Raw genomic sequence first — 16831 nt, 5'->3', positions numbered from 1 at the left:
AGGTCCCAATTAGTGGCAACATTGAGGAAAGTGATGAAGATATTCGAGCACCTGCGCGGCTGGGCCAAGACATTAAAACGTGATGGCGTTACGCTATGGTTTGCCTGCAAACATCCCGAAACGCCCTGGTATGCCAAGGCGCTGGGCGTTTTTGTCGTAGCCTATGCGCTCAGTCCGATTGATCTCATTCCTGACTTTATTCCGGTGCTGGGCTATGTGGACGATGTGTTGTTGTTGCCGGGCTTGATCTGGCTGGCGATCCGGCTCACACCCGCTTCAGTCCTGGCCGAATGCCGCTTGAAGAGTGACGAGTGGATCGCAAGGGAAGGAAGCAAGCCGCGCAGCCTGTGGGGCGTCGGCCTGATTTTCGTGGTGTGGGCGATGCTGGCCTGGTTGCTCTGGTCCTGCTGGCAGTCCAAATAAAAATCCGACAGGACTTTTTGAAAGACGCTATGAATGCCCGAATGAACAAGCGCCGGATTTACGGCATGTTTTATCTTCGCTTCCATGGGCCATGCCTGTGGAGGAGATCCGCCGAGGAACAAGCCTGGCTCGATGTGGCCCCGGTGGGCCGGGAATTTGGTAGCCCAGACTTTGAACGCCTTCAAGTCCTGGATCTCTATGCCGCAGGCGAGATGAGCCGCGAAGATGCCATGCGCATGCTTGGCCTCGACAGCCTACAAGCGCTGCAGCAACAGGTGTTGGCAGCAGGCCTTATTGTCCCGGACCGCTGAAGTCAACCAATCCGAGAGTTTTCCAAATGAGGTCCGCCGCCGTCTCGAAACTTACGCCCGACGAACGCTGGGCTGTAACCCACCTGTGGGGCACAGTGTCGAGCCAATTCCTGCTGCGCCGACTCGACCCGGGCGAGACTGACCGTCACTGGAAGAACGGCATCACGCCGGATGTTATCGACTTCATCGTCGCGAAGTGCACATGCGCGTGCTGCGGCTCACGTATTGAGGTCTCGCTAGCACCATGTGCCTGCGGTCGGGTCAGCGAGAACTGGGATGGCGTAGAGCTGGCAGCGGTCTATCCAAGGCAGGAGCTTGCGGAGGAAGTCAAGCGGCTTTATGCGCGCCAGAAAGGTCGGCTCGGACGGGCTCTGCGGTCCATTGCGATTAAAACGAACGGGGGGAAGATCACCGCCGAAGAGAAATCCGGCTTGTTTGGGGCGCAGGAAGGCCTCTGCTTCTACTGCGGTGACTCTCTGATCGACCAGGATGGAGGCAACCGGTACCACTGCGATCACTTCGTCGCTTTGGTGAACGGCGGCCGCGGAGACCTCGAGAACTCCGTTCTAGCCTGCACAAGATGCAATCTCCTCAAGAATAGCGACGACGGTCGCTACTTCATCCGGCGCGCCCGCAGACTGCAACTAATAAAAAACCCGTCGCGGCTAGCGAAGATGCGCAGAGCTTTAGGTTTGTGGCGCAGGTCTCGTGGACTACGTGCCCTGAGCGCGCTAATCGGCGACTGAAGGGTGGGGACCAAAAAAAATGAGCGAACTTCGTCGGCGGTTGCATGAGATCACAGACAATGGCGCGCCGCAGACGCATCAAGATTTGATCGAAAGCCTTCGCTGCGAGTTACCTCATTCGATCGAAGTTGTGCAGGCCACAGTACCTAATGATCGCTATACGTGTGTGATGCACGCTCTCGATATCGTCGAAGATGCCGAGTACATCGAGATCGTCGCTGCCGCACCTCGCGACATATTTGCCAGCCCGCGTTTCGTGGAGCGTTTAATTAGCCAGGGTCATCTTCATGAGTTGGCGGAACCCGCCGATGGTTCGCTTGTCGTGTATTGCGATCAAGGCTCTGTCAAGCACATTGGCCGGTTATTGACAGCCATGCGCGTGGAGTCCAAATGGGGTGTCGGCTGCTTGTATCACCATGGACTACTCGAAGTTCCGGAGAACTATGGCTCGGAACTTCGATTTTTTTCCTCCGTCGATCGCGAGTTCGCTTTAGATCGATATGTTGAGTACGCTCGTGAACATGGCGTGCAATTTGAAGGCGACGCCTAGTAGATTCGCCAACCAAGATGGCGTTGCAGAAATCAGGCGCGCTCAGGCGAACTGCAACTCGATTTTGCCGGCACGGCGCCGCACCGGGCCGACCACGATCTTCACATCGTGTCCCAGCCTCGCCACCAACTCCAGCAGCTTGGCTTCACTGACACCGCGGAACTGGCCACGGGTTATCCGCGAGACTTTGGACTGGTCGATCCCCAGCAGCGCAGCGGCATCTTCCTGCGTCAGGCGGCGCGCCTTGATCGCACGGGCAATCTCGCCGGCCAGCTGGGACTTGCGCTGCATCTCGGCCGCGTCGGTGTAGCCCAGGTCGGCGTAGACGTTGGTGCTGCCTTCTTCGATGGTGATGTTTGCGTGCTCATTCATTTCTTTGCTCCTTGCTGTGCCTGCCAAACCTCGAAATCCTGCTTCGCGGCCTTCAGGCGGGTGTTGATCAAATCCAGGTCCGGCTTCGGCGTGGCGATGCCGCTTTTGGACTTCTTCTGAAAGCAGTGCAGGACATAGACCCAGCCAGCGAACTTGACGGTGTAAACGGCCCGATAGGTGTCGCCCTGGTGGTCTTCGACCACTTCCAGTACGCCGGCCGAACCGAAACCCGTCATCACCTTGGCATCCTGGTGCTTGCCGCCGGCCTGGGCCAGGTCGATGGCGTGACCAAAAACGTCTTTGACATCTTCTGGCATCGCATCCAGATCTCGCTTGGCGGAACTGACCCACTTGATGGGTTTGCGGGCTTGTTTCGACATCACCTCAATTATGCCTATTTAGACATATTTTCGTCAACTAGTCGGAACCGGACTTTTGGCGGGTGAGGTTTTTCCGCAGGAGCCATAAGCGCGCTTATGACGCCAAATCGACATTACGTCGGCCCCGTACCACCACCATGACTCAAATCACCAAAAATCGGCTTCACATTTGATAATCCACCATTATCAAATGTCATAAAATTAGAAAATTCACCGTCATTGACACCTGAATTATTACGTAATAGCATATTACGTAATACAGTACGAAATCGGAGTTAGACATGGCCAGATCCGGTATTTACAAGTCTGAAGTCGCTCGCGCACGTGATCGACTATTGGCCATGGGGCACATGCCAACCATCGACGCCATTCGCTTGGAACTGGGAAATACGGGCTCCAAAACCACCATTCAGCGCTACGTCAAGGAAATCGAAGAGGAGTCGGGTGGGGTGACCGGCACGCAGGTTTCCGTCAGCGAGGCTATCCAGGACTTGGTAGGACGCCTGGCAGGACGATTGAATGAAGAGGCAGATGCACGATCAGCCGAAGCCTTGGCGCTCAGCGCTGCAACCTCAACCAGGCTGCAGGGCGAGATAGCCACCCTCAAGACGGAAGGACAAAACACGCGCCAGCAGTTGGAGCAATCCCAGCGCAGCCTTGCTGATGAAAAGGTCAGTCACGCCAAGACCCAGGAGGCGCTGTCCAACAAAAACCTGGAAGCCACTCAATTGAGCCAACGGGTGGTGGATCTTCAAGAGCGTCTGGCCAGCGAAGAACAGCACCGCCAATCGTTGGAGGAAAAACACCAGCATGCGCGAGAGGCGCTGGAGCACTTCCGGGTCTCGGCCAAGGAGCAGCGGGAGCAGGAGCAGCGCCAGCATGACCAGCAGGTTCAGTATCTGCAGTCCGAGTTACGTAAGGTCACCGATACCCTGACGGGCAAGCAGCAGGAGCTCATGCGGGTCCAGCAGGAAGGCGTTCGGCTGATCGGGGATTTGTCCAGGGTGCAGGCCGAACTGCACCAAGCCCAGGAAGAACTCCGAAAACTGCGACCGTTGAAGGATGCGTTGGCCTTCGAACAGCGGAAGACCGAGGAGTTGGGCCAAAAGCTGGTGGTGCAAGATTCGGCCAACCAGGTGTTGCAGGCCACCGGTGTCGAAACGCAGGCGAGGCTTGATGCCTTGTTGGAGAAGAACCAGCGCCTGGAGTTGGACTTGGCAGCGGCAAAGGCCGCTGTGACGGCTCAGGAAGCAGTGGTGGCCGGCATGCTGCAAAGGCTCAGTGCGACGACACCGCCTGGAAATAGTTCTAAAAGCTCATCAAAATCAACGTCTTAGACTGATTTCCGCTGTGTTTTACATGAATCCCGGCCGACCCTCAATCAGTCCAGACGGGAAAGGACCGAACAATGAAGCAACTCACGGCTGTACTGACGGCGCTCGGCATGGTCGCTCTGCTGACCGCCTGCAAACCCGAAATCGGCAGCAAGGCCTGGTGTGAAAACATGCAGGCCAAACCCAAGGGCGACTGGACGGTCAATGAGGCGACCGATTACGCCAAGCATTGCCTGTTGAAGTAACCCGCCCCCGGGCCAGGCCCGGTCCACATCACATGGCTTGCTGCAGCATCTCGCGGTAGTCGGCCTCGCTGGCCAGCCGCGGGTTGGTCTTGTGGCAATGGTCGGCCAGGGCGCCGGTGATGACCTTGTCGAACAGGCTCTCCGTCACGCCCATGTCGCGCAGGCCGCTGGGCAGGCCGAGGCGGGCGTTCATGTCCTTGATGGCATCGCCAATGTCGCCGGCCGAATCGAGATTCATGGCCTGCGCCATGCGCAGCAGGCGGTTGTCCTTCTGTACCGATTCGGCGCTGGCGTTGAAGGCGATGACGGCGGGCAGGAACATGGCGTTGAGCGTGCCATGGTGCAGGCGGGGATCGACGCCACCCAGGCTGTGGCTCAGGGAGTGCACGCAGCCCAGCCCCTTCTGGAACGCCATGGCGCCCTGCATGGAGGCGCTCATCAGGTTCAGGCGTGCCTCGCGGTCGCTGCCGTCTTTGGTGGCACGTTCGATATGGCCCCAGGCGCGTTGCAGGCCGTCCAGCGCAATGCCGTCGGCCGGCGGGTTGAAGGGCGCGGCCATGAAGGTTTCCATGCAATGGGCAATGGCGTCCATGCCGGTCGCGGCGGTCAGCTTCGGGGGCAGGCCGAGCGTGAGTTCGGGGTCACAGATGGCGGTCTTGGGCACCAGGTGCCAGGAGTGGAAGCCAAGCTTGCGGCCGTCGTCGACGATCAGGATGGCGCCACGCGCCACCTCGCTGCCGGTGCCAGCCGTGGTCGGCACGGCGATCAGCGGCGCCACGCGCTCACTGATCTTGGGGGAGCCGCCTTCGATGGTGGCGTAGGTCTTGAGCGGGCCCTCATGCGTGGCCGCAATGGCCACGCCCTTGGCGCAGTCGATGGAGCTGCCGCCGCCCAATGCAATCAGACCGTCGCAGTCATGGCTTTTGTAGACGGCCACAGCGGCACGCACCGCGGCCTCGGTCGGGTTGGACGGGGTCTGGTCGAACACGGCGGCGTTCATGCCGGGCAGGGCGTCGAGCGCCTTTTGCAACAGGCCGGCGGCGCGCACGCCGGCATCAGTCACGATCAGCGGGCGGCTGATGCCGACGCGCTCGCACTCTTGTTGGAGCAGCTTGATGGCGCCGAAATCAAACTGGACCTGGGTGATGTAGTAGATGAGTGCCATGGCGTGGTGTCTCCTCGGTGTACGATCAAAATTCTTTATCCGGCCACTTTAGCAAGCTATTCGCCTTTCATGAGTCACCAACGCAACCCGCGCGCGCTGCTCACGCCCGCCATGCACCACATGCTGGAACGCATGGCGCGCGCCGCCCATGTACCGATGCACGCCCTGAGTGCCCAGCAGGCGCGCGCTGCTTACGCCGCTGGCGCGGGGGTGCTGGACATCCCGCCGCACAAGCTGGCGCGGGTCGAGGAACTGGCCATTCCCGTGCGTGATGACCAGTCGATTCCTGCACGCCTGTATGCACCAAGCCGTGATGCATTGCCGTTGCTGGTCTATTTTCATGGTGGCGGTTTCACAGTGGGCAGCGTGGCCACGCACGACAGCCTGTGCCGGCACTTGAGTCATCTGGCGCAGTGTGCCGTGGTGTCGGTGGACTACCGACTGGCACCGGAGCACAAGTTCCCGACCGCCGTGCATGACGCCTGGGACGCCGTGCAGTGGTTGGCCGCTCAGGGGGGCGCGCTGGGCCTGGATACCCGCCGCTTGGCCGTGGGCGGTGACAGTGCCGGCGGCACGCTGGCCGCAGTCTGCGCCATCCTGGCACGTGATGCCGGTCTGCCTCTGTCGCTGCAGCTGCTGTTCTATCCGGGCTGTGCGGCACATCAGGACACCCCCTCGCACAAGACTTTTGAGACGGGCTTTGTGCTGGAAGAGCCTCACATCACCTATTTCTTCAACCAGTACATCGACTCGGCGGCCGACCGCGACGACTGGCGTTTTTCCCCGCTGAATGCACCGGACGTTGATGGCGTGGCACCCGCCTGGATCGGGCTGGCCGAATGCGACCCGCTGGTGGATGAGGGTGTGATGTATGCCGACAAGCTGCGGCTGGCCGGCGTGCCGGTGGATCTGGAGATCTACCGCGGCGTGGTGCACGAATTCATCAAGATGGGGCGTGCCATCCCGCAGGCCCTGCAGGCGCATGCCGATGCGGCGCGTGCCCTGAAACACGCCTTCGGGCACATGGACTGACCATGCACAAGACCCTGCCGACCCGGGCCGATTTCCGTTTCTTCCACCGTCTGCGCGTGCGCTGGGCCGAGGTGGACATGCAGAAAATCGTCTTCAATGCGCACTACCTGATGTACTTCGATACGGCGATGGCGGACTACTGGCGGGCGTTGGCGCTGCCGTATGAAGAGGCTTTGCAGCAGCTCGGGGGCGATCTGTACGTGAAGAAAGCCGGCGTGGAATACCACGCCTCGGCCCACTACGACGACCCGCTCGACATTGGCCTGAAATGCGAACGCATCGGCAACTCGTCGATCCAGTTCACGGGCGGCATTTTCCTGGGGGATCAGCTGCTGATCACGGGGGAACTGATCTATGTGTTTGCCGACCCGGCCACCCAGACCGCCAAGCCGGTCCCGCCGGCCCTGCGGGACGTGCTGCTCGGGTTCGAAGCGGGCGAGGACATGGTCGACATCCGGGTGGGGGCCTGGCATGAACTGGCGGAGGGCGCGCGCCAGGTGCGCACTGAAGTCTTTTTGCAGGAGCAGCGCATTCCGGTCGAGATGGAGTGGGATGAAGCCGACGCGAGCGCCGTGCACGCCGTGGCCTCCAACCGGCTGGGCATGCCGCTGGCCACCGGCCGCTTGATCCAGCCTGCGCCGGGCGTGGCCCGGATCGGTCGCATGGCGGTCAAGCGGGTGCAGCGCGGTAGCGGACTGGGGCGGGACATCCTGCGCGCACTGCTGCAGGTTGCTGCACAACGCGGTGACCACGAGGTGATGCTGCATGCCCAGCGCAGTGCCGAGGGCTTTTATGCCAGCGAAGGTTTTGTGCCGCGCGGAGCGCCGTTTGATGAGGCCGGCATTCCCCACATCGAGATGGTCAAAGCCCTGGCAGGACGTTCGGCATGAGCGATGACGTGGCTGAGTCCAGTGCCAGTGCAGGTTCCGGTGTCTTGGCATCCCATGGGCGTCACTGGCTGGCATCACTGTCGTTGAGCCCGGGCGACGGCGTGGTCTTGCTCTTGGCCACCATGATGCTCGTGACACCCGCCCTGGGGGTGCCACACGAGTTCATGCTGCAGGACACGCTGAAATCCATGCTGGTGGCCTTTGGCACGCTGGCGGCGGCCTGGCTGCTGCTGTGGCAGAACCGGCAACGCAGCGACGCCCTGCAGTGGCATGGCGTTCTCTGGCTGCCGCTGCTGTTGATGGCCTATGCCTTGGGCAGCATGGCTTGGTCACACACCTATCTCGCGGCGGTGGAGGCCGTGCGCTGGTTTGTTTTCTTCGTGCTGTTATGGGTAGGGCTGAACAGCCTGACGCGGGAGCGGTTGCCACTGCTGATCAATGGCCTCCATTGGGGGGCGGTGATGGCGTCGTTGTGGGCCGTTTTGCAGTTCTACTTGAACGTCAACCTGTTTCCGCAAGGCGCTGCTCCGGCCTCGACGTTCATCAATCGCAATTTCTTTGCCGAGTTTGTGGTTTGCACCCTGCCGTTTTCGGCGTGGCTGCTGGTCCAGGCGCGCGGCCCGGCCGAGATTGTCCTGCGCGCGTTTTTCATGGCGTTCAACCTGGTCGCCCTCATGATGACCGGGACCCGATCAGCCCTGATGGCGCTGTTGCTGCTGTCGTTCGTACTGCCCACCATTGTGGGGCTGTATCGGCGGCAATTCGAACTGGCCCACTGGCGGCGCAGCCAGAAATTTCTGGCCCTCGCGGTTTTGCTGGCCACTGTGGCGGGACTCGGCTCGGTGACCACCGGCAACCCGCAAATCAAGGCGGAGAGACAGGGAGAAACGGCGTTGCAACGCAGTTTCTTCAGGGTCGCCTCCTTGACAAAGTCAGACGAGTACACCAAGGGCTCGACCTCTGTCCGTCTGCGCATGTGGATGTCCACCGCACGCATGATCGAAGCGCATCCGCTGACCGGGGTCGGTGCCGGCGCCTGGGAAGTCGTGGTGCCGCTCTACCAGATCAATGATGAATTGCTGGAAGACGATTTCTACGCCCACAACGAATTTCTTCAGTTGCTGGCCGAATGCGGTCTGGTCGGCTGGGCTTTTCTGCTGGCGCTGCTGTCCTATCTCAGCCTGAGTGCCTGGACAACCTGGCACGACCGCAGCGAAGCAGGACTGAAAGAGGGACCGCTCAGGGCGCTGACGCTGGCTTGTCTGCTGGCGCTGTTGGTGGTGAGTGGTGCCGGCTTTCCTTGGCGCCTGGCCAGCACGGGGGCTTTGTTCGCCCTGGCGTTGGCGGTGCTGGCGGCCTCCGATGCGCGGTTGAGCTCCCGCGGGCATTCGTTGGCCCTTGCGTTGCCTTGGCGCCCGCAAGTCGCACGCCTGCTGATGATCTTCATGCTGGGCTGTCTTGTGGTTGCGGGCTACATCACGCAACAGGCTGCCGCCTGCGAGCGGCGGTTGGTGGCGGCCGTGAAATTGGCCGTTACCGTGGCGCAGTCGGATGACCCCAATCACCCGCGCTGGGAACCGGTCAAGGCACAGATATTGCAGCTGGCACGCGAGGGGATTGCGATCAATCCGCACTACCGCAAACTCACGCCCCTGGTCGCTGACGCGATGGTACGTTGGGGTGATTGGGAAAATGCCACTTGGATCTGGGCGTCCGTGGTGGATTCGCGGCCCTATGTGGCGGGCATGCTGGCCAATATTGCACGCGGCTATCTCCAAATGGGGCAAAACGAGAAAGGTCTGGCGTACCTTGAAAAGGCCCGGGCTTTGCGTCCCAATGCCCCCATGGTGCGCTCCCTGGATGTGGCCCTTCTCAGCCGTGGCGGCAAAGTGGAAGAGGCCGTCCTGCTGATGCGGAAATACCTGCAGGATGGCCACGACGACTTTGACCTGCTGACTTCCGCTTATCAATTGGGCATGCACGCCAAGGACTGGCCGCTGGCGTTGCAGGCGCTTCAATTACGCAACGAACGCTGGCCACAGCTGGCCTGGGATGGTTGGCTCAAGATGGGCGACATTTACGCCTTGCCTGCGGTAGCAGACGATGCCCGTGCCTTGCAGGCCTACCGTGCCGCCGTGGCGGCGGTGGATGAACCCCAGAAAGAAGTGGTGCGCCAGAAAATCCCGCCGGCCTACCGTGACCGGCTGTGAGCCGGCAGTGGCTCAGATGTCTTCCAGCAGCGGGTAGGGCAGGGGCAACAGCTCGATCGCAGGACCATCGGCCTGCCCCAAGCGCAGCCCTGGGCTGGTCGCTGCACTGATTTGCAATGAAATAAGCGCGTCGAAACCACCGCCGGGTGCGGCAGCGGCCTGTGCCACGGTGCCGCAGGGCTGGCTGGCATCCGCGGGGTCGAACACCTCATCGCCGGCTTGCAGCAAGGCGGCGCAGTGGGCCAGATAGGCCCGGCGCTTGAGCGTGCCGCGAAACTGGCTGCGTGCCACGATCTCCTGGCCCGGGTAGCAGCCCTTCTTGAAGTTGACGCCCCCGACCGATTCGTAATTGAGCATCTGTGGCACAAAGGCATCGATGATGGACGTCGTCACCGTCGCGATGCCGCTGCGGACCTCGCTCCAGAGCCAGACGTCTAGGCTCAGGGCATTGCCCGCGGGAGGCGCCTCCGTTGCCGAGGCGACCCACAGCGCGCGTGGCACACCATCGGCCGGGTACAGACGAACCAGCGTTGCAGCACCCGAATCGGTCTTGGACCAAGCCGATGGTGCGACAGGCGCTACATTTTTAATAGCATCTCCGGCCAAACCATAGAGAGAGAAATCGGCGCTGGCATCGCTGAGCTTGACCTTGGCGCGCAACACGAACATCGACAGCCGTTTCAGCGTGGGTGCCAGCAGGTCACGGCTGCAGACCAGCAGGATCTCGCTGTGGCTGCGCTTGAAGCCGATGAAGCTGGCCTGCATGCGGCCCTTGGCCGAGCAGAAGGCGGCCAACCGGGCTTCTGACAGGCCCAATAAAGAGAAGTCCTGTGTCAGCTGACCGTGCAGGAATTTGGCGGCGTCTTCGCCCTCGGCGCGGATGATGCCGAGATGGGGGAGGGGTGCAACGCCCTGCAGGGCATCGTGAAATGAATCGCTCATGGCCTGAATTATCATCGTCCATCAATCTCATGGAGGAAGTAGGGCTGTGCGTATCTGGTTTGTGGGTCTGCTTATTGCGGCTGCGGGCGTGGCCGGCGGCGCTGCCTGGTGGCTGAACCAGCCACTGGGGCTGGCTGGCGACCCGGTGGACCTGGCCATCGAGCCGGGCACCTCGGCCCGCGGCGTGGCGCAGGCGGCTGTGGATGCCGGCGTTCAGGCCGACCCGACGCTGCTGTACTGGTGGTTCCGCGTTTCCGGCCATGCACGCGAGATCCGCGCCGGCAGCTATGAAATCAGCGCCGGCACAACACCGCGCAGCCTGCTGCGCAAACTGGTGCGCGGCGAAGAGGCCTTGCGTGCCATCACGCTGGTGGAAGGCTGGAACTTCCGCCAAGTACGTGAGGCGCTCTCAAAAGCAGAGCAGCTCCGGCAGGAAACACAAGGCCTGAGTGATGATTTGATCATGCAAAGACTGGAGCGGCCGGGCTTGCACCCGGAGGGCCGCTTCTTCCCGGACACCTACACCTATGCCAAAGGCAGCAGCGATCTGGCCGTGCTGCGGCGTGCCCTGCGGGCCATGGACCGGCAGCTTGACGCCGCCTGGCGCCAGCGTGCGCCAAACCTGCCCTTGCGCACACCGGACGAGGCCCTGACCCTGGCCAGCATCGTGGAAAAGGAGACCGGCCGCCCGGGCGACCGCGCCATGATTTCATCGGTCTTCAACAACCGCCTGCGCATCGGCATGATGCTGCAGACCGACCCCACGGTGATCTACGGCCTGGGCACGCAGTTTGACGGCAACCTGCGCCGGCGCGACCTGCTTGCGGACACGCCCTGGAACACCTACACCCGCGCCGGCCTGCCGCCCACGCCGATTGCCATGCCCGGCAAGGCCTCGCTGCTGGCTGCCGTGCAGCCGGCGCCGAGCAAGGCGCTCTACTTTGTGGCGCGGGGCGATGGCTCCAGCCACTTCAGTGCCTCGCTGGACGAGCACAACCGCGCGGTCAACAAGTACCAGCGTGGACAATAGAGGCATGAACACCGGCATGAACAGCGGCAAGGGCGGAATCTTCATCAGTTTCGAGGGCATCGACGGCGCCGGCAAATCGACCCATATCGAGGGTTTGGCGCAGGCCTTTCGCGAGCAGGGGCGCCACGTCACGCTGACGCGTGAACCCGGCGGCACACCGCTGGCCGAGAAGCTGCGCGCCATTGTGCTCAACGATCCGATGGATGCCATGACCGAAGCCCTGCTGGTGTTTGCTGCCCGCCGCGACCATCTGCAGCAGCTCATCGAGCCGGCATTGGCGCGCGGCGAGGTGGTGCTGTGCGACCGTTTCACCGATGCCACCTTTGCCTACCAGGGCGGTGGCCGCGGCTTTGATCTGGCCGTGCTGGCCCAGCTGGAACGCTGGGTGCAGACCGTGGCGCCGGCCGGCACACCGCTGTTGCGCGAACCCGATCTGACGCTGTGGTTCGACCTCGATCCTGCCATCGCCGCCCAGCGCCTGGCCACGGCCCGCGTGCCGGACAAGTTCGAGGCGCAACCGGTCGAGTTTTTCCGGCGCGTTGCCGCCGGTTATGCCCAGCGCCTGGCGACCGCACCGCAGCGTTTTGCCCGCATCGAGGCCGACCAGAACATCGATGCCGTCTGGCAAGACGTGCTGGCCGCCGCGCGTGCCCAAGGCGGTTTGTCATGAGCGCGCTGGCCCCCTGGATTGCCGAACAGAGCCGCCAGTTGCTGGCGCAGCGCGGCCACGCCTGGCTGCTGCAAGGCCCGTCGGGCCTGGGCCAGTACAGTCTGGCGCTGGCCTTGGTCCGGGCCTGGCTGTGTGAAAACCCGGGTGAGGAGGGCGCCTGCGGCCAATGCCCGAGCTGCCATGCCATCGACGTGCACACCCATGCCGACCTCTGCGTGCTGATGCCCGAGGTTGCCATGCTGGAGCTGGGCTGGCCGCTGGACGAGAAGGCGCAGGCCGAGCTGGATGAGAAAAAACGCAAGCCGAGCAAGGAAATCCGCATCGAAGCCATGCGCGACGCGATCGAGTTTGCCCAGCGCACCAGTGCGCGCGGGCGCGGCAAGGCGGTGCTGGTGTTTCCGGCCGAGCGCATGAACAACGTGACGGCCAACGCCCTGCTCAAGACCCTGGAGGAACCGCCTGGTGACGTGCGTTTTGTGCTGGCCAGCGAGGCAGCGCACTTGCTGCTGCCGACCATTCGCAGCCGCTGCCTGGGGCACACCATGCATTGGCCGGATGAGCCGGCCTCGTTGGCGTGGCTCCGGGCGCAAGGCATCGCGGACCTGGATGCGCCAATCCTGCTGCGTGCCGCTGGCGGCCGGCCTGAAGACGCCCTGCGTTTTGCCGATTCGACACGTCACCCCAAGAGCTGGAGCAACCTGCCGCGCGCCGTGGCGCGTGGCGAGGTGGGCGTCTTCAAGGACTGGACGCCCGCGCAGGTGATCGATGCGCTGCACAAGTTGTGCCATGACTTGCTGGCACGTCAGGTTGGCGCTGTGCCACGTTTTTTTGATGCATCTGAACTGCCTGCTGCCAGCTCCTTGGCTGCGTTGAACGCCTGGGCCCGTGAACTGGCGCGTGCCAGCCGCACGGCCGAGCACCCCTTCAACAGTGGCCTGATGCTGGAAGACCTTGTGAGCCGGGCGCAAAGCGCCCTAAACTCCAAGCTCTGAATTTCCGGTCTGTGCTGAAAGATGCCTTCGGGCCGGCCGGATGGCAGATCGCGCGCTGTTCGCCCCCCTGTTTGATTGTTTTTCCATGTTTACAGATTCCCATTGCCACCTGACCTTTCCCGAACTGCGGGCTGAACTGCCGCAGATCCGGCAGGCGATGACGGACGCCCAGGTGACGCGTGCCCTGTGCATCTGCACCACCCTGGAGGAGTTTGCGGACGTCCATGCGTTGGCCCTGCAGTACGACAACTTCTGGGCGACCGTGGGGGTCCATCCCGACAATGAGGGCGTCACCGAGCCCTCGCTCGATGATCTGCTCGGACGCGGCGCCTTGCCGCGCGTCATCGGAATCGGGGAAACCGGGCTGGATTACTACCGCCTGGGTGAGCGGACCGTGGCCGACATGGCCTGGCAGCGTGAACGCTTTCGCACCCATATCCGGGCCGCACGCCAACTGGCCAAACCTTTGGTGATCCACACCCGGAGCGCCTCGGCGGACACCTTGGCCATCCTGAAGGAGGAGGGCGAGAACGGTTCAGCCGGCAGTGCTGGCGGCGTGTTCCATTGCTTTACCGAAACCGCGCAGGTGGCGCGGGCTGCGCTCGATCAGGGCTTTTACATCTCCTTTTCCGGCATCCTGACGTTCAAGAGCGCCCAGGACCTGCGCGAGGTGGCGGCTTTTGTGCCGCTGGATCGCATGCTGATCGAGACCGACAGCCCTTATCTGGCGCCCGTGCCCTACCGCGGCAAGACCAACAACCCCTCTTATGTGCCATATGTAGCGCAGCAGATCGCGGCAATCAAGCAATGTTCTGTCGAGGCCATTGCTGAGGCGACCAGCCTCAATTTCGACACCTTGTTCCGCCCGTGAAAACATGAGATGTTACTTTAAAGTTATTGTTTATCTATATGTTTTATATGGATTTTCATGTGCAACGGCTGGCTCGTATGAGGACTATTTCGCTGCCATCCTGAAAGATGATGTCCCCGTTGTGAGCAGCTTGCTGGAGCGTGGCTTTGATCCGAATACGCCCAACCCGGCCGGTGACCGCGCCTTGCTCATCGCCCTGCGGGTGGGCTCCACCAAGGTGATTCCGGTCTTGCTGGCGCAACCCAAGCTCGATGTCGAGGCGCGCAACCGCCAGGATGAAAGCGCCTTGATGATTGCCTCGCTCAAGGGCATGACCGACATGGCCGGTCTGTTGCTGGACAAAGGCGCCGATGTCAACAAACCGGGCTGGACGCCGCTGCATTACGCCGCGACCGGCGGCCACCTGCAAATCATGCAGTTGTTGCTGGATAACCATGCCTACATCGATGCAGCATCGCCCAACGGCAGCACGCCCTTGATGATGGCGGCCATGTACGGCACACCGTCAGCCGTGAAACTGCTGCTGGAAGCCGGCGCCGACCCCTTGCTCAAAAACGAGCTGGGCCTGACCGCCATCGACTTCGCCCAGCGTGCCAATCGCAAGGAGTCGGTCGACATCATTGCGGCTTTTGTCCGCGGCCGTCAGCCACGCGGTCAATGGTGAGTTAATTGATACGATGTATATTATGTTAAGTATTAAATTGACGTAAACCACTCATGCCATACCAAGAATCACATCCGGCGAAGGGAAAATGTCCCATCTTGTGAAGGGAAAATGTCCGATGAAGGAAAGCACCTGCCCAGGGTTCCCGAGCGAACCGTGCAGATTTTGGCGGTAGCGCTTGCCCAGGTCTTCTATGTCGATGCGTCGTATACGGACTTCAAGTGATCCGAGCCTGGTGGAATCAGGCCAACCGCATTGGCCAGCCCTCGCAGAATCACGGTCTTCATGCATTGAAGCGTGGCATCACCAGACTCCTCAACCATCTTCCTCGAATGGCTGCTCATCTGGCAATGTTCTTGACATCCAAGCGTCGTCTGTCAACATTCTTCGAATGTTTGGTCTATCACCGATATGAAACCGAAACGAAGATTCGCCCCACCCCATCCCGGAGAAATTCTCACGGAGTACTTGGGGGAAACGTCCGCTGCAGAGGCAGCGCGAGCGCTTGGTGTGAGCAGTACGACTGTCACGCGGTTGCTGTCAGAGAATTCCAACGTCTCCCCCGATATGGCCATACGCTTGGGAAAGGCGTTGGGAACGACGCCCGAGCTATGGGCGCATCTGCAGGTGGCGTACGACCTTCACCTTGCGGCTAAGCAAAAGCGGCCGCCCATCAGGCAACTTCACACGTTAAAGAAAGACAAATCTATCCTTGAACTCAAAGGCAGGTTTGCACCACCTGCTGGGAAGCGCGTCTCTGTCGAGGACATGCGCGTGGCAATGCCGATGGACATGGTCGAATGGGGTGCCGCGCCGCCCGTAGGAAGAGAGTTTGGCAGTCCGGACTATGAGCGGCTTGAAGCGCTGGACGCACTTGCCTACAAGGTCTTCGGCTCGATGCGTAAGGCTCGACGCTGGCTGGACACTCCAAACCCAGACCTGCAGAACAAACTTCCAGAGGATCTGACCAGGACCAAAGCCGGCTATCGGCTTGTCATGCGCCATCTTCAGCTTCAGTTCGTGGGGAAGAAGGCGTGAAAGGTCAGACCAGTCTGAGGGCGTCGGATGTCCCGCGTCCGGAAAGATCGAATTGGTTCGCAAAGACACTTTCCTCACCCTGGCCAAAGCTACCTCTCGGCCGCTTCTGAAGCGCGATTTCGGTTTTGAGTCGAGCGAAGGACAGCGTCTATAGTTGATCCGAGGATGATCAAGCATGACGACAAACCCGATTGATCCCGAGGGATTGATCCTCTTTCTGGACATTGATGGCGTGCTCCACCCTGAGGGCGTGGGAGAGGATCTGCACTTTGTCCATCTCGCCAACTTTGAGGCGGTCTTGCGCGAGTTCCCCCAGGTTCACGTGGTGGTGTCATCGGCCTGGCGGTTGGACATGTCGCTCGATGACCTGCGGCAGAGGTTTTCGGAGGACATCCAAGCACGCATCGTCGACGTCACGCCATCCTTACCCCATTTGGAAGATCAGTTCGGCCAGCGTCAACGTGAATGCGAGCTCTGGCTGAGGGAAACCTACCCGGCCAAAGCTGGGATACCCCGGTGGCTGGCATTGGACGATCGTGAGAGTTACTTCGATAGGGGATGCCCGAATCTTGTGTTACTGCCGTATGTTCATTTCGGTGGCACCGGCCTAGAGGGATCGGCCATTGGGTTGCTGCGGCAGCGCATATGGCAAGCGTTACAGTCTGACGTTGGATTCAACGAAACGCCGTGATCGGGACAATCCGATGAGCATACGCATGCCGGCGATTGGGCACGAATTCGGAAGCCCGGATCACGAGTAGCTGGAGCGGCTAGGCAAGCAGCACTCGATACTGGAAAACCCAACCATGGGCAGCATCGAAACTTATATCTAGCTTGCTGAACGAGCTAACACCAGCCGTAGCTACGCCTGGGCCGTGCAGTATTTCGAGTGGGAGGGCGAGGTTAATTGCCAGCCACCTCAGAGGCCATCGCAGCCTAGTCGGTTTTCACCTAAGGATTTGCTGA

General features: G+C 61.3%; 20 protein-coding genes. 16 read left to right on the top strand and 4 right to left on the bottom strand.

The window, feature by feature from the left end:
* The first annotated feature begins 33 nt into the window (after window positions 1–33).
* Genes CDE01S_RS15635 through CDE01S_RS15620 form a run of 4 tightly spaced genes read left to right on the top strand, consistent with a single transcriptional unit; the run spans window position 34 to window position 2030 of the window.
* Window positions 34–423 (top strand): YkvA family protein, encoded by a 390-nt coding sequence (locus tag CDE01S_RS15635; protein WP_066709655.1) that lies wholly within the window; start codon window positions 34–36, stop codon window positions 421–423.
* Window positions 424–464: 41 nt separating this feature from the next.
* A complete protein-coding gene (locus CDE01S_RS15630; protein WP_157077146.1) occupies window positions 465–734 on the top strand; it encodes a hypothetical protein in 270 nt (89 codons plus the stop codon).
* 26 nt (window positions 735–760) lie between these two features.
* Complete coding sequence (locus CDE01S_RS15625; RefSeq protein WP_066709649.1) at window positions 761–1480, top strand: HNH endonuclease; 720 nt, start codon at window positions 761–763, stop codon at window positions 1478–1480.
* A gap of 19 nt (window positions 1481–1499) precedes the next feature.
* Entirely contained in the window at window positions 1500–2030 is a 531-nt protein-coding gene (locus CDE01S_RS15620; RefSeq protein WP_066709646.1) for a hypothetical protein, read from the top strand.
* 42 nt (window positions 2031–2072) lie between these two features.
* Here the strand turns inward: CDE01S_RS15620 and CDE01S_RS15615 are convergent, their stop codons facing one another.
* A complete protein-coding gene (locus CDE01S_RS15615) occupies window positions 2073–2402 on the bottom strand; it encodes a helix-turn-helix domain-containing protein (protein ID WP_066709644.1) in 330 nt (109 codons plus the stop codon).
* Entirely contained in the window at window positions 2399–2782 is a 384-nt protein-coding gene (locus tag CDE01S_RS15610) for a type II toxin-antitoxin system RelE/ParE family toxin (RefSeq protein WP_066709641.1), read from the bottom strand. Before CDE01S_RS15610 ends, CDE01S_RS15615 begins: the two co-directional genes overlap by 4 nt.
* A gap of 281 nt (window positions 2783–3063) precedes the next feature.
* Here CDE01S_RS15610 and CDE01S_RS15605 point away from each other — a divergent pair, with 281 nt between their 5' ends.
* Window positions 3064–4119 (top strand): DNA-binding protein, encoded by a 1056-nt coding sequence (locus CDE01S_RS15605; protein WP_084382930.1) that lies wholly within the window; start codon window positions 3064–3066, stop codon window positions 4117–4119.
* Between the two features lie 71 nt (window positions 4120–4190).
* Window positions 4191–4361 (top strand): DUF3012 domain-containing protein, encoded by a 171-nt coding sequence (locus tag CDE01S_RS18290; RefSeq protein WP_084382929.1) that lies wholly within the window; start codon window positions 4191–4193, stop codon window positions 4359–4361.
* A gap of 28 nt (window positions 4362–4389) precedes the next feature.
* On the opposite strand, the gene gbd is transcribed toward CDE01S_RS18290, so the two are convergent.
* Complete coding sequence (gene gbd / locus CDE01S_RS15600) at window positions 4390–5526, bottom strand: 4-hydroxybutyrate dehydrogenase (protein ID WP_066709636.1); 1137 nt, start codon at window positions 5524–5526, stop codon at window positions 4390–4392.
* Window positions 5527–5595: 69 nt separating this feature from the next.
* Between gbd and CDE01S_RS15595 the strand changes: the two genes are divergently transcribed.
* The 3 genes from CDE01S_RS15595 to CDE01S_RS15585 are packed head-to-tail and all read left to right on the top strand — an operon-like array spanning window position 5596 to window position 9658.
* On the top strand, window positions 5596–6558 hold the full coding sequence (locus CDE01S_RS15595) for an alpha/beta hydrolase (RefSeq protein WP_066709633.1): 963 nt from the start codon (window positions 5596–5598) through the stop codon (window positions 6556–6558).
* A gap of 2 nt (window positions 6559–6560) precedes the next feature.
* Complete coding sequence (locus CDE01S_RS15590; RefSeq protein WP_066709631.1) at window positions 6561–7448, top strand: YbgC/FadM family acyl-CoA thioesterase; 888 nt, start codon at window positions 6561–6563, stop codon at window positions 7446–7448.
* Complete coding sequence (locus CDE01S_RS15585; protein ID WP_066709628.1) at window positions 7445–9658, top strand: O-antigen ligase family protein; 2214 nt, start codon at window positions 7445–7447, stop codon at window positions 9656–9658. Before CDE01S_RS15590 ends, CDE01S_RS15585 begins: the two co-directional genes overlap by 4 nt.
* Window positions 9659–9670: 12 nt before the next feature.
* Here CDE01S_RS15585 and ygfZ read toward each other — a convergent pair whose 3' ends face one another.
* A complete protein-coding gene (gene ygfZ, locus CDE01S_RS15580) occupies window positions 9671–10600 on the bottom strand; it encodes a CAF17-like 4Fe-4S cluster assembly/insertion protein YgfZ (RefSeq protein WP_066709626.1) in 930 nt (309 codons plus the stop codon).
* Window positions 10601–10646: 46 nt separating this feature from the next.
* On the opposite strand from ygfZ, the gene mltG reads away from it, so the two are divergent.
* The 7 genes from mltG (at window position 10647) to CDE01S_RS15545 (ending at window position 16556) form a co-directional block, all read left to right on the top strand.
* Window positions 10647–11630 (top strand): endolytic transglycosylase MltG, encoded by a 984-nt coding sequence (gene mltG, locus CDE01S_RS15575; protein WP_066709616.1) that lies wholly within the window; start codon window positions 10647–10649, stop codon window positions 11628–11630.
* A gap of 4 nt (window positions 11631–11634) precedes the next feature.
* On the top strand, window positions 11635–12300 hold the full coding sequence (tmk, locus tag CDE01S_RS15570) for a dTMP kinase (protein ID WP_066709614.1): 666 nt from the start codon (window positions 11635–11637) through the stop codon (window positions 12298–12300).
* Window positions 12297–13292 (top strand): DNA polymerase III delta subunit-related protein, encoded by a 996-nt coding sequence (locus CDE01S_RS15565; protein ID WP_066709612.1) that lies wholly within the window; start codon window positions 12297–12299, stop codon window positions 13290–13292. Before tmk ends, CDE01S_RS15565 begins: the two co-directional genes overlap by 4 nt.
* 85 nt (window positions 13293–13377) lie before the next feature.
* Window positions 13378–14163, top strand: a complete 786-nt coding sequence (locus CDE01S_RS15560) for a TatD family hydrolase (RefSeq protein WP_066709681.1) — start codon at window positions 13378–13380, stop codon at window positions 14161–14163.
* Between the two features lie 4 nt (window positions 14164–14167).
* Window positions 14168–14827, top strand: a complete 660-nt coding sequence (locus CDE01S_RS15555) for an ankyrin repeat domain-containing protein (RefSeq protein WP_066709610.1) — start codon at window positions 14168–14170, stop codon at window positions 14825–14827.
* A gap of 411 nt (window positions 14828–15238) precedes the next feature.
* Entirely contained in the window at window positions 15239–15865 is a 627-nt protein-coding gene (locus CDE01S_RS18870; RefSeq protein WP_084382928.1) for a HigA family addiction module antitoxin, read from the top strand.
* A 175-nt stretch (window positions 15866–16040) separates the two neighbouring features.
* Window positions 16041–16556, top strand: coding sequence for an HAD domain-containing protein (locus CDE01S_RS15545; RefSeq protein ID WP_066709608.1), 516 nt, complete (start codon window positions 16041–16043; stop codon window positions 16554–16556).
* Window positions 16557–16831: the final 275 nt, after the last annotated feature.

Source organism: Curvibacter delicatus NBRC 14919, from assembly GCF_001592265.1.
Taxonomy (GTDB): Bacteria; Pseudomonadota; Gammaproteobacteria; order Burkholderiales; family Burkholderiaceae_C; genus Hylemonella; species Hylemonella delicata.
The sequence above is the reverse complement of the archived record's forward strand: the minus strand, read 5'-3'. Positions and strand labels throughout refer to the sequence as shown.